At 47.1% G+C, this 14087-nt stretch carries 9 protein-coding genes; 8 read left to right on the plus strand and 1 reads right to left on the minus strand.

The annotated features are described in order from the left end of the window. Positions 1 to 27 precede the first annotated feature (27 nt). Positions 28 to 999, plus strand: a complete 972-nt coding sequence (locus tag MHB84_RS18350; RefSeq protein WP_076290901.1) for a helix-turn-helix transcriptional regulator — start codon at positions 28 to 30, stop codon at positions 997 to 999. Between the two features lie 95 nt (positions 1000 to 1094). Beyond that, positions 1095 to 1613 (plus strand): DinB family protein, encoded by a 519-nt coding sequence (locus MHB84_RS18355; protein ID WP_076290900.1) that lies wholly within the window; start codon positions 1095 to 1097, stop codon positions 1611 to 1613. A 74-nt stretch (positions 1614 to 1687) separates the two neighbouring features. Here MHB84_RS18355 and MHB84_RS18360 read toward each other — a convergent pair whose 3' ends face one another. After that, positions 1688 to 4444 (minus strand): endo-beta-N-acetylglucosaminidase, encoded by a 2757-nt coding sequence (locus MHB84_RS18360; protein WP_076290899.1) that lies wholly within the window; start codon positions 4442 to 4444, stop codon positions 1688 to 1690. 211 nt (positions 4445 to 4655) lie between these two features. On the opposite strand from MHB84_RS18360, the gene MHB84_RS18365 reads away from it, so the two are divergent. The 6 genes from MHB84_RS18365 to MHB84_RS18390 all read left to right on the plus strand — a co-directional run bounded on the left by MHB84_RS18365 (position 4656) and on the right by MHB84_RS18390 (position 14083). Further along, positions 4656 to 6485 carry a sensor histidine kinase gene (locus MHB84_RS18365; RefSeq protein ID WP_076290898.1) on the plus strand — a complete coding sequence of 610 codons (1830 nt, stop codon included), beginning with the start codon at positions 4656 to 4658 and terminating at the stop codon, positions 6483 to 6485. A gap of 1 nt (position 6486) precedes the next feature. Further along, complete coding sequence (locus MHB84_RS18370; RefSeq protein WP_076290897.1) at positions 6487 to 8001, plus strand: response regulator transcription factor; 1515 nt, start codon at positions 6487 to 6489, stop codon at positions 7999 to 8001. Positions 8002 to 8283: 282 nt separating this feature from the next. Beyond that, positions 8284 to 9756, plus strand: coding sequence for an ABC transporter substrate-binding protein (locus tag MHB84_RS18375; RefSeq protein ID WP_076290896.1), 1473 nt, complete (start codon positions 8284 to 8286; stop codon positions 9754 to 9756). Positions 9757 to 9831: 75 nt separating this feature from the next. Further along, positions 9832 to 10761 carry an ABC transporter permease gene (locus MHB84_RS18380; protein WP_076290895.1) on the plus strand — a complete coding sequence of 310 codons (930 nt, stop codon included), beginning with the start codon at positions 9832 to 9834 and terminating at the stop codon, positions 10759 to 10761. Between the two features lie 84 nt (positions 10762 to 10845). Beyond that, a complete protein-coding gene (locus MHB84_RS18385; RefSeq protein WP_205525065.1) occupies positions 10846 to 11700 on the plus strand; it encodes a carbohydrate ABC transporter permease in 855 nt (284 codons plus the stop codon). Positions 11701 to 11734: 34 nt separating this feature from the next. After that, the gene (locus MHB84_RS18390) at positions 11735 to 14083 is read left to right on the plus strand and encodes a glycoside hydrolase family 3 N-terminal domain-containing protein (protein ID WP_179087205.1); all 2349 of its coding nucleotides are present in this window, start codon (positions 11735 to 11737) and stop codon (positions 14081 to 14083) included. The last annotated feature ends 4 nt before the right edge of the window (positions 14084 to 14087 follow it).

Below are 14087 nucleotides of genomic sequence, written 5' to 3' on the forward strand. Positions count from 1 at the left end.
CTTTCAAGGAAAAGAGGAGGGCTCCCAATGGCAAAATGGGATAACATGCTGTCCATGCTTTGGATGCTGCGATCCGGAAGAAAGCTCACCGCCGCTCAGATCGCGGACAGTTTGGAGATTAGCGTCCGCACCGTGTATCGATATATCGATGCATTATGCGCGAGTGGCGTGCCGGTCGTTGCGGAATCGGGCCATGATGGCGGTATTCGTATTCTGGAAAATTTCAAGGAAACACCATTGTTCTTCAACTCTGTAGAGTTGAAGGCACTTGTGGATGCGTTTAAATTTGCCCAAGGTGCTGGCTATCCGTATGTGCAGGAGCTGGAGTATGCGTTGAAGAAGGTGGAGAACGGACTGCATGAGGAGCAGCGCCACGATCTGTCTCGCCAGCAGAGCAGCTTGGACGTCGTTTCTTCAGCGCGCGCCCCTTCTATTGTTCCGTTGTTGCGGGAATTGGAACAAGCGACAAAAGACGGGCGAACGGTCCGTATGGTCTATCGCAAAGCGAATGCGGAGCAGGCGGACGAACGTGAAGTCGATCCATATGGGCTTGCTTACGTCCGAAACGAATGGTACGCTGTCGCGTTCTGCCATCGGTCGCAGGCGATGCGGACGTTTCGCGTCGAACGAATCGAACAGCTGGAGTCAACCGAAGCGAGTTTTGATAAGCCGGAGTCTTTCTCTGCGTCCGCGTTTTTCTGTGAGCAGTCCAACCAGAGACGGGAGGCAGATGGACCGCTGACGGTTATCTGTATCGAGGGAGAGCCTGACACGCTTAATGTAGTTTGCGGCCACTGGCATCTGCGCCACTATTTGACGGAACGAACCGATCGGGAGGCACGGTTTCTAATCGATGCTCCGACGATGTACAAATACCTACCGACATATCTCCTGACGTTCGGCACGACCATTCGCATCCGCGAACCACTGGAGTTGAAGCGGCGAATTCAGGAAAAGGCATACGGTATCGCCAAACATTATGAAGACGATCCGAATTGAAGTTTGCTGACAACATTTGTCAGTGAACTTGATATATGATAAAGACACAGCTGCGGTAGCCAAACCATGCGAAGAAGGGAAAGGTGAATTTATCGATGCTTCAACAACCATACCGATTGTATGATTATCATGTTTGGGCAAACAATCGATTGTTTGCACACCTGGAGCAACTCCCGAAGGAAGTATTCCATGCGGAAGTGACGAGCGTGTTCCCATCCGTATCACAAACATGTGCACACATGTACTTGTTTGAACAGCTCTATATGCTCGTGCTCGCGGAAGTTCCGAACGAGGAGATTTTCTCGAAAATCTCGAGCTGGACAGAGGAAGCACAGGGCAAAACCGTGAATGAGATACGTGAGCTGTTTGGCAGCGTTGCCGAACGTTTCCGCGATTTACTGCGGCATACGCCTGACCCGGACAAAAAAATGACAATCGAGCATCCGAAATACGGTAAAATGGAAACACATTTTTCGGACATCCTACAGCATGTTGTTAACCACGGGACTTATCACCGGGGCAATGTGACTGCGATGTTGAGACAGCAAGGTTATACCGGTGTGCCAACCGATTATATATTTTATTTGTTAGAACAGCAGAAAGTTCATGGGTAGTGCCAAACATCAATTCAGCCCTTCCGACTTCCTGTAGGGAAGCGAAAGGGCTGAATTGATTTCTTGTGAATCTTTTATCGCAGAATCGTCGTTGCTTTATTGCCAGCATAATCTTCGATAACGAGCTTCAGGGAGCTGGTGCTGGATGCAGGCGTGAATGTCATTTCGCTCAGCTTCGTTCTACCCCGAATGATATAAGGGAATTTCTGTGAAACGTAAGTTACTCCGAATTCGCGTGCTACCTCATTTTCATAGACATAGATTTTGTACCAATCCTCCAAATCAGGCAATGCGAGGGTATACTTTCCATCCTTTACCGTAACCTTTTCCTTGGCATATGGTGTAATCTGAGTATCTGCCAGTTGTCCGGTAGTAGTGACTGGATTCTGTTTGCCAATGGCAATATCCAGGACGTAATGTTCACCATTGGTCGGAAGGCCTGTGAGAATGGCAGACTGTTTTCCTTTTTTGAGCTGAAGTGTCTTGGTGAAAGGTTCCTTCGTGTACTCCGTTTGGAGTGTAAGCTGGATCGTCTCTTTACTTGGGTTCTTCTTCGGGTTTTTCCAACTGACAATAGCATCGCCATTGTTCTTGAATTTCACATCAATGTCCTGAACAGCTGCATTCAGATCATAGGACAGGACGGTTGCTTCACTTTCGGTACCATCTGCGCCTACAGCACGAATGGACAGTTCGCCAGCGGGATGTTTGAGCGATTTAATATAAAATGTGGAGTCATACACGCCGCCGACATATGCGCCGTTCTCATACAGATTATATTGCTTAACCTTCGAATAGTCCTCGATATCCCATTCGACAACCAACTCATCGGTGTTGGTCAGTGCTTTGGCAATATGGAATCCGGTTGGAGCATTCGGTTTGGCGGCAGAACCGTCGGATATACGAATCTCACCAATGTTCATCTGATATTTTTCAATCGTAGTACCGTTAGGATTGAAGGATAGACCAAAAGCTGCAACGGTCTTCCCTTGGTATGCACTCAGATCGAGTGAAGTAGTCTTCCAGCCTGCCGTGTGCTGACCTGAATCCGGCACTTTGACTTTGACCACTTTGGTTGGTTCATCCTCAAATATCAGTCCGACATACATGGAGGAAGCGTCGTTGACAGACGGTTTATTATAGGTGAGTTCCAATTTGGATTGGGCGTTGATCGACAGATCCGTCTTGTACAGACGTAGGAAATTGTCCGTATTCAGACTTCCATTTACGACAAGAGAACTGCCGCCAGTGAACGCACCAACGGAATCATAAGTATAACGAGCACCTTTTTCATAGGTTGGACCATAGTCAAAATCAACAGTGAGTTTGTCACCTTGACTATCTATCCACCACTGCCAGGTGACCGGGATATCCTGAATATTAATATTGGACCATTCGGTTGCATTGGAGACGATTCCGCCCTCATAATATTTCAGACCGTGGCCTGTATTGAAGTTGGTCACAAAATTGGAGCCATGAATAACGGAGCGTTCGGTGAGGTAAGCGGCGATGCCGTCCCACTTTGCACCAGAAGCATACACGTCGGATAGATCAACGGATGTCGTACGGCGTGCATTGGTTGGGTCCTGATTCGGACCTGACCACCAAGCGCGGTCACGCACAAAGGTCATCCATTGGTACTTATCTTCGGCTCTATGATTCGTGCTGCCATCGCCCATTTCTTCATCTAGGGCATTATGGGTAAAGTCGGCACCAAGCGTTGCAATACTGTTCATCGGTTGACCGTTCTCATCCAGATTGTTACGCAGATCGTAGAGTTGCTTCCAACGGCCAAACTGGTCATTCCCACCTTCGATACCGGCAAATACCGTTTCCAGTGGGTCAAGACCTAAACCTAGGGCATGATCGCGCGAATCACGCAGCATGTCATGGTTCCACACATAATTCAGGAAGATCGAATCCGAGACTCTGCCTAATGCAGAATCTTGCACAAAAGGGCTGTTAAGTCCATTAAACTGGTTCTGGTATTGAATTTTGCCTGTTGTATTGATGGTGGAGTCATACCACTGAACATATAGTCCTTCGTCTCTTAAATACTTCATGAATTTCTTGTAGGAAGTGATGTCTTCAGGCGCAACGCCTTTGGCAACCTCTTCCTGATTGAAGAAGTATCCGTCGTAATTATAATACTTTGCCATCTCGACCAGCTTTGCAGCGACAGGGAAATTCCCTTGTTCATCTTGCACAAGCATCTGCTTGTAGGTTTGTGGTCCACGATCGTTGTCTGAGAAGAAGATGTTAGCGATGGAACGGACACCGTTTTTGTGTGCAGCATTGGTGTAGGCCGGATTCGGAATGTTCAAAATGCCAAACTCAAAGTACTTTTCCGTCCATTCCTTATTGGGGTCATACAATTCCTCAGGCACGCCAGCAGAAGCCATACCATGCCAATAGCTATAATAATCTGTGTACTGCCAATAATTAAAGAGGTATTCGCTGAATTCATTGGTGTACGGGGTGCTGTCAAAGAATGAATTGCCATAATCGCCACTCATCGTAAACAGCTGGGTGTCCGGGCTGAGTTCGGGGTAAGCCTGCGTGGCCGCAAAGGCATCGTTACGTGGCTGCAAAGGTACATGAGCACGAAGCAGATCACCATGGATATCACTTTCGGGTGTCCAATTCAGAATCTGGGCAGCGGTGTAGCCATGCTGATAAGGCTGATTTACTCCCTTGGCGCTGTCACCTGTGTAAGGAAGCGTGTCTCCGGCAGAAACGGATGAGGCAATGACTTGTCCAAGCAGAGCCGAAGTGAGAACCATTGCGGTTACTTTGGGGATAAGGCCTTTGGGTTTGTGTTTGCGTGTCATGTTGTTCCTCCTTCAAGTCGAATGAATGTAAGGTATTCTTTTACACAAAAATAAACTTATGGTTAACGATAGGGCATGAAAGCATTTTCAAATAGGGCGAAATTAAAGAAACACAGGTATAAACTAAAGAAAAGTTCGAGGTGACAAGTTAATGTTAGAAGGCAAATGATATAATTTAGACAGGAAAACAGCATCGGGGGGAACATGTGACTTGAAAATTGTTAGCGTTTACAAAAATTTCTTTAAAAATAATATGTTTATGAAGATGCTGTTCATCTTCTCCATGATTTCGATTGTAACGATTATTACCTTGTCCTATATCATTTTCCTGTCAGTGTCCGATGCCACGATTCGCCGAGAGCTGGCGATCCAGAAAGCGGCCATGGAGAGTGTTGACCGATATATTCATCAGCAGTATGAATCGGTGCAAAACATGGTGAGGGATATGCATCAGAATGAGGCCTTATCAGCCAATATCACTTATTTGATGAACCACACGTACGCCGAGTATGTACAGCATCTGACGAATGGCTATTATGCGAATCAGGATGATTATTCAGCTGATGTACTGAAACATTTTCAAAATATCATGGATCGCAATTCGGATATCAATCAAGTGATGTTATATAGTGCCGAGCGACAGGATCTGTCCAGCTTCAATCAACATAAGCAGTTCAGAAAGCTAAACACCAATGTGGCTCATTCCTATATTCCTGACGTGATGGCGATGGAGACACCGAATATCAGCGCACCAAACTATTGGATTCGTAAAGAAATTGATCAATGGGACCCGGCACTGTATGCGATTCGTGTGCCTATCAACGATACACAGACCCTTCGAAATTTGGGCCAGTTCCTTGTGTTCTTTGACTCAGCAGGTATTGGCAACGCTTTGGATAGTTATGAAAGTAATCTCAAGGGAGAAATTGTGGTGCTGTCAGCCAAGGGCACAGTATTGTTCGATTCCAACAGTAACTATTACGGCAAGAAGTACCCGTATATCAATGTGGCCGATTCCCTGTTTGATCAGACGGATATGGATTCGATGAAAAAGGAGCGAAATATGTATGTGAACAAGTTTGTCTCGGCGGATCAGGGATATGTGGTCGTTGGCACGGTCCCTGTGGATGAGATGGCAGAGGCCTATGCGGGTACACGCAATACAATCGTTTCGATTAGTATCATATGTATCCTGTTTGCAGTGCTGGTTCCGGCGTTCTTCATTATTAATTTTGCCAAACGCACTCGCAGAATCATTCGTTTCACCCAAAGGGTGAAATACGGCAACCTGACAGCACGCATCGATGATGCCCGTGATGATGAGCTTGGACAGATCTCGCACAGTTTCAACGATATGCTGGATGAACTTAATCAATATATTGAACGCGTCTACAAAGCCGAGATCAAACAAAAGGAGACAGAACTGGTCGCTCTCCAGGCACGGATTAATCCTCACTTCCTCTATAACACGCTGGAGGTCATCCGAATGAGGGCGATCTCGCAGGGGGCGAAGGATGTCGGCGAGATGATTTACAGTTTATCCGTGTTATTCAAGAGCCTTGTTCAACAGAAGAAAAATTATACGCTCAAGGATGAGATGGAAGCTTGCCGTTTGTATCTGGAATTGTTCCGAATCCGGTATAAGGATATTTTTATGTACACGATTCAGTTGGACCCTGTTCATAACCAGCATCCGGTGGTCAAGCTCTCCCTGCAGCCGATTATTGAGAACTATGTGGTGCACGGCATTCAGACAGAACGTTCGGATAATCAATTAACGATCGTTGTTGAAGAACTGGGCGACGCTTTGCAGGTAGAGGTCAGAGATAACGGCAAAGGCATTGAGCCTGAGCGCCTGACTGAAATTTTAGAAGAACTGGAACGTCCGGAAGAGTCGGGTAAAATGTTCGGACTGCGCAGCGTTCACACCCGTTTGCGTTTCCTGTATGGACCGGAATTCGGCATCACGATAGAGAGTACACTCGGAGAAGGAACCCTGATCAGGGTTCGTTATCCTCATACAGAAGGGACAGGTATTTAATATGTACAAGGTATTTATTGTGGATGATGAACCATTCATCATTGAAGGATTGTACGATATTTTGGATTGGTCGTCGTTTGATATGGAAATTGTAAGCCATGCCGGCAATGGACAGGCCGCATTAAACGCCTTGTCTGCGCAGCCTGTGGACATACTGATCACGGATATATCCATGCCATTCATGAATGGTCTGGATCTGATTCGGGAAGCAAGGCAATTGCAGCCTGACATCAAGGTGATTATTCTAAGTGGTTTTAATGAGTTTGAATATTTGAAAGAGGGCATGCAGCTGGGCATCGAAAATTACCTGCTCAAACCGATCAATGTGGAAGAACTGGAATCGACGCTTCGCAATACGGCGTCCAAGTTGGACCATACGTTGTCTCCTCAAACAGATGATGCTTATGGTGTTCAGATTCTGAAAGACAACATCCTTCATCGATGGTTGACGGGACAGATTGCCGCCACGGAATTCGAGGAACGGGCACAGTTCTTGAACCTTTCGCTGGATGCACCTGATGTTGCAGTAGCTATCTTGCGGACAAAAGGGGAAGTATCCGGCATGTTCGAGCGAGTGGAAGACATGTTGAAGGATAAGTCCTATGTGAATATATTTCATGACATCGATGGAGACATCGTCATCGTTGCCAATGTGCATGCAGGCGAGGATGAGAAAAAGAGGTTTATGGAGTGCCTTCAGGCATTATCCGCTGCGCTATGTGAGACACATCCTACTGTTTTGATTGGAGCAGGAAGTCTGATGCGTGGACTTCACCATGCTCCTGCAAGCTATCAGGAGGCGAAAAAGGCGCTCCAGTATGTGATGATCTATCCCGATCTCAAAGTGATTGATCATGCCATATTGGAGAAAGGTGGAAGCTCTGCTTCTTCCTTCTCGATCGATTGGAAGGAGTACGCGAAGCTCATTCTATCCCGCAATGCAGAGCTGCTTGCAGAGCGAATTCGGGTCGATTTTGAACAGCACCGCGATGGAGTTACTCCGGCTGAGTTGCAGAACATCGCACTGGAAGTGGTCATTCGTTTCAAGATGGAATTGGAGGGCATCAAACATTCGGATGAATCGGCTATTTACCAACGTGGGCTTCGCCTCGTATTGGACAGCGGAACCTTTAACGAGCTCGTGCAGGCGTTGCAGCAGGTTGGTACGGAGACGATTCAGTCTCTGCTTCAGGATTTAAAGAATCCAATCGTCAACCAGGTACTTCAACATATTGACAAACATTACGCAGAAGAACTCTCCCTGAAGCTTCTGGGTGCTCACTACCATCTTCATCCGGTATATTTGGGACAACTGTTCCATAAGGAGACGGGGGAGACTTTTGCCGAATATATCAATAAATACCGGATTGAACGTGCCAAGGAACAGCTGCGCAATTCGAATCTGAAAGTGCATGAGATCGCAAGGAATGTTGGCTACTGGGAGACCGGATATTTCTATAAACAGTTCCGCAAATATGTGGGAATTTCACCAACCGATTTTAAGGTTTTTGGATAATTTTCAGTGGATCACCGATTGGACCAGTGGACTGAACTAAATGAGACATTCTGGGGACAGGAGGGCATGCAGTGGAGTTGGTGCCAAATGTTACTCAGCATGTCTTTTTTATGTAAGCGATTTATTCAAATAGGTACAAATTAATGAATAGGTACTGATTTCTCTTTAATTTGTACCTCGAAATATTAAGTTTATCTTCTTTTTGAAAATGCTTTCATTCGATAAGGTTAAAGCAGTTAGTTTGTAGAGCTAAAGGGAACACGAAAAGGGAGGATCAAGGAAATGAGTAAACAAAGAAAAAGTTTTTCTCTCGTACTTGCATTGTTGATGGCGGTTACACTCGTTCTTAGCGCCTGTGGAGGAAGCAAAGATGCTTCAGAATCAGGAGAAGCAGGAGAGGCACCTGTCGAGCTGATCTGGTACACCATCGGTACCCCTCAGAAAGATGTTAATAAAGTGATGGAAGAAGTCAGCAAGTACACCAAAGAAAAAATTAATGCCACAGTAACGATGAAAATGGTTGACTGGGGTGACTATCCGCAAAAGATGCAAGTTAACGTAGCATCCGGTGAGCCAATGGACATCCTGTTCACCTCTTCAGGCGGATTCGATTATGTTCAAAATGCCAGAAAGGGCGCATTCCTAGAGCTTGATGATTTGCTCCCGAAATACGGTCAGGATCTTATTAAAACCATTGATCCTGCATTCCTGAGCGGTTCGAAAGTAGACGGACACAATTACGGAATTCCGGCCAATAAGGAGCTGCCTCAACAAGAGGTATGGCGTTTCAACAAAACGCTGCTTGATAAATACAAAATGGACATCTCCAATATTCGTACGTTGGACAGTCTGGAGCCTTTGCTCAAAACGATCAAGGAAAATGAGCCAAGCGTGACTCCATTTGGAATGGATAAAAACTTTGTTCCTTATGTTCCTTACGACTACGTCATTCAGAACTTGCCAATGGCAATCAAACTGGATACGACGGATTACAAGATTGTGAACATTCTGGATACTCCGGAAATGAAAGCAGCTCTCAAAACGATGAGCAAATACTACAAAGCTGGTTATGTATCGCCAGAGGCAGCAACAACAGGCTCCACCAATGACCTGACCACATCAGGTAACTGGTTCCTGGATCGTGCACAGACACAACCGCTCGCGGACAACCAGTGGTCAGCAAGCTACGGATACCCGGTAGTTTCCACACCAGCAAGTGACGCGATCATCACCAACACGTCTGTACAAGGTTCGATCATGGCTATCTCAGCCAACTCCGAATATCCGGAGAAAGCAATGGAGTTCCTGAACCTGTTGAATACAGATCCAGTGCTGCGCAATATGGTTGATTCCGGTATTGAGGGCGTTCACTACAAAAAAGTGGATGACACGCACATGGAAAATCTGGCTGAATCCAAGAACTATGATATGCCTTCTTACTCCCTCGGTAACAACATGTTGTTGTATCTGAACAACAATGACCCGGATAACAAATGGGATGAGTTCAAGAAGTTTAATGCAGAGGGTGTAAATTCCCCTATTCTGAGCTTTAACTTTGACTCAAGCAAGGTGTCGTCGGAACTGACAGCAGTGCAGAATGTCAAAGAGCAATACTGGGCCGCATTGATGACAGGTACGCTGGACCCAGAGAACAATTTGGAGCAAGTGATTGAGAAGTTCAATCAAGCCGGACTTGAAAAAGTGATGGCTGAAGCCCAAACCCAGCTTGATGCCTGGAGAGCGGCAAATAAGTAAGGGTAAATTCAGGGATCGGGCCGCTGCTTGTTGCGCCCGATCCTTTTTCATTCAAGCCTGAAGGAGGATCTCCATATGACCGCATTTTTGAAAAATCTGATTAGAAACCGAGTCATGCTGTTCATGGTGCTACCAGGCGCCATCTGGTTCTTCTTCTTTTCCTACTTGCCATTGGTTGGTACAGTAGCAGCATTCAAACAATATCGTTTCAGCCGCGAAGGCTTCTGGGCCAGTCTGATGAAGAGCGAATGGGTGGGTTGGGATAACTTCAAATTCCTGTTCAGCACTAACGATGCTTGGCTCATTACTCGAAACACGCTTTTTTATAACCTTGCAATTATATTTCTGGGGCTGGTATTCGCTGTAGGTTTGGCAATTCTGCTCTCGGAGCTGGTCAATAAACGATTGGCCAAATTGTATCAAACTGGTATGTTCCTGCCGTATTTCCTATCCTGGGTTATTGTCGGTTATTTCGCGTTCAGCTTCCTGAGCATGGACCGGGGGATGTTGAACCAGATTATTGGGTGGTTCGGTGTTGAACCGATTCAGTGGTATTCGGAAGCGAAGTATTGGCCGTATATCCTGGTGTTCGTAGCTTTGTGGAAAACGATCGGGTACAACAGCATTGTCTATCTCGCTTCCATTCTGGGGATTGATCGGTCGCTGTATGAGGCAGCGATGATCGATGGTGCTAATAAATGGCAGCAGATCCGTAACATTACGATTCCTTTGCTCTCACCTATCATTATTATTATGACGTTGCTGGCTGTGGGTCGCATCTTCTATGCCGACTTTGGTCTCTTCTATCAGGTTCCAAGGGATTCGGGTACGTTGTATGCCGTTACCAATGTTATTGATACGTATGTGTATCGTGGCTTGAAAACAAGTGGTGAGATTGGCATGAGTACCGCTGCCGGATTGTATCAATCCGTTGTAGGCTTCGTGCTTGTTATCATTTCCAACTATGTTGTACGCAAAATCGATAAAGATAGCAGCTTATTCTAGGACAAGGGAAAGGAGTGAACCACTGTGGCTCAAATCGTAAAAAAACGCGACTTCCATCATGTATCCAATGGCTGGAACGTCATTATGAATATTTTGGCCGGACTATTCGCTTTAATCTGTGTATTTCCTTTCGTGTTTGTAGTGATCATCTCGTTCACGGACGAGAAAGCACTGGCCCGTGACGGGTATCGACTGATTCCGAAGGAATGGAGTCTCGCAGCCTATCAGTTTGTGTGGCAGAGTGGAGACACGCTGCTGCGTGCTTATGGGGTAACCATTTTGGTGACGGTGCTGGGTACCATCATAAGTCTGATTCTAATGTCGCTGTATGCTTATGCAATTTCCCGCAAGAGTTTCCGTTATCGGAGATTTTTCTCCATATTTGCCATTCTGACCATGTTGTTCAACGGCGGGATGATTCCGACCTATATGGTCGTATCCCAACTTCTTCATTTAAAAGATAGCATATGGGCACTGGTTCTGCCGCTTGCAATGAATGCCTTCTATATCATGATCCTGCGTACGTTCTATTCAACCAGTGTGCCGGATGCAGTCATTGAATCCGCGAAAATTGATGGAGCCGGTGAATTCTATACGTTTATGAAAATTGTCATTCCATTATCACTGCCAGGGCTGGCGACAATCGGATTGTTCAGTACGCTCGGTTACTGGAACGATTGGTTCAATGCACTGTTATATATCGATAATCCCAACCTCGTACCGCTGCAATCGATGCTGATGCGGATCGAGTCCAGCATCCAGTTCATCCAGCAGAACTCGGCGAACAGCTCGATGAGTCTGGCGGCGATGCAATCCATCCCGCAGGATACTTCACGGATGGCCATGGTGGTTCTCGCCACGTTGCCGATTATTTTCGCATATCCGTTCTTCCAGCGTTACTTTGTACAAGGTCTGACGGTCGGAGCTGTCAAAGAGTAACCGAATCACTTCTATAGGGTGGAGGCGTCGAAGGATGATGATATATAAGGATAAAAGCAAATCCGTGGAAGAGCGAGTAGAACATCTGCTGAGCTTAATGACGACGGAAGAAAAGGCGGGTCAACTCATCCAGCCTTTTGGTTGGCAGACATATACGAATGATCAAGGGAACATCACACTGAATGAATCCTTTAAGCAGCAGGTGGAAAACGGGGGCGTAGGCTCCCTGTATGGTGCACTTCGTGCAGATCCATGGACGGGCGTTACGCTTGAAAATGGACTGTCTGCCAGAGAAGGGGCAGAAGCAGTAAACCTTATTCAGCGTCATGCTGTAGAGCAGTCCAGACTGGGGATTCCCATTCTGATCGGAGAGGAATGCTCGCACGGACATATGGCGATTGATGGTACGGTCTATCCGGTTCCCCTCCTCTTGGGAAGTACCTGGAATGTGGATCTTTACCGTGACATGTGCCGGGCGGTCGCTCGCGAGACGCGTGCTCAAGGTGGTGCGGTAACGTATTCTCCGGTGCTGGATGTTGTACGTGATCCACGCTGGGGGCGTACCGAGGAATGCTTTGGCGAAGACCCGTATCTTATTGGTGAGCTAGCTGTTGCTTCCGTGCAAGGACTTCAGGGCGAGCGTTTGGACCAAGAGGATGCGGTAGCGGCTACACTGAAACACTTTGTCGGTTATGGCAGCTCGGAAGGTGGACGCAATGCGGGACCGGTGCATATGGGCTGGCGTGAGCTGCTGGAAGTAGATCTGTATCCGTTCCGCAAAGCTGTTGAAGCAGGTGCTCAATCCATTATGCCGGCTTATAACGAAATCGACGGTATCCCGTGTACGGTTAATACGGAGCTGCTGGATGACGTTCTGCGAAAAGATTGGGGCTTTGACGGTCTGGTGATTACGGACTGCGGTGCCATCAACATGCTCGCAAGTGGGCATGATGTGGCGTCAGATGGATTGGAAGCATCCGTACAGGCCATTCAGGCAGGTATTGATATGGAAATGTCCGGTGAGATGTTTGGACAATATCTGGTGCAAGCGATCTCGGAAGGCAAACTTGAAATGCAAGTACTGGATCAGGCTGTCCGCCGTGTGCTGGCACTGAAATTCAAGCTGGGATTATTCGAGCAGCCTTATGTGGATGCCGATCGAGCGGCAGAAGTCATTGGCAGTGAAGAACATATTCAACTGGCACGCCAATTGGCTGCAGAAGGTGTGGTCTTGCTCAAAAATGAAGCTGCAACATTACCTCTGTCGACGGCAACAGCGGGCCGAATTGCTGTTATTGGTCCTAATGCAGACCAAGCCTACAACCAGTTGGGCGATTATACATCCCCCCAACCGAAGTCCAAAGTGGCTACGGTGCTGGATGGCATCCGCAGTAAGCTTGCTGTAAGTGAGAGTGGGCACGCAGGGGAAGGCTCAGCTGAACATTCAAATAGTGAAAATCAGGTGCTCTATGCACCGGGATGTCGCATCAAGGGTGATTCGAGAGAAGGGTTCGAGCACGCAATAGAAACTGCACGTCAGGCAGATACGGTCATCATGGTCGTTGGCGGCTCGAGTGCCCGTGATTTTGGTGAAGGAACCATCGATCTGAAGACAGGTGCTTCCAATGTGTCCGATAACTCATGGAATGACATGGAGTGTGGAGAAGGCATTGACCGCATGACGCTTGGGCTTGCAGGAGTCCAGCTGGAGCTGATTCAAGAGATTCACAAGCTTGGCAAAACACTTGTCATTGTTTATATCAACGGTCGCCCGATCACCGAGCCTTGGGTGGATGAACATGCCGATGCCATTCTGGAAGCATGGTACCCAGGCCAAGAGGGTGGGCATGCCATTGCGGAAATCTTGTTCGGTGAAGTGAATCCGTCCGGAAAACTGACGATATCCATTCCGAAGCATGTGGGTCAATTACCGATTTACTATAATGGCAAACGTTCACGCGGCAAGCGTTATTTGGAAGAGGACCTGGAGCCTCGTTATCCATTCGGATATGGGCTCAGCTACACTACATTTGATTACAGTGAGCCGAAGCTAAGTACAGAATCGATGACGGCCAACGAGACAGTCACCGTATCAGTGGAAGTCACCAATACAGGGTCTTGCAGAGGTGCAGAAGTCATTCAGATGTATGTATCCGACGTGGTTAGCCGTGTGGCACGTCCAGCCAAAGAGCTGAAGGGGTTTGAAAAAGTGATTTTGGAACCTGGAGAGACGAAGACGGTAGCCTTCCATATTGGATCGGAGCAGCTGCAATATATCGGTCGTGATCTCACGCCTGTCGTTGAACCAGGACAATTCCATATTCATATCGGAAGACATGTGAAAGATACGCAGTTCGCCGAGCTGACGGTAGAGGAGGCGTAAGGAA

The organism is Paenibacillus sp. FSL F4-0087, assembly GCF_038020215.1.
Lineage (GTDB): Bacteria > Bacillota > Bacilli > Paenibacillales > Paenibacillaceae > Paenibacillus > Paenibacillus taichungensis.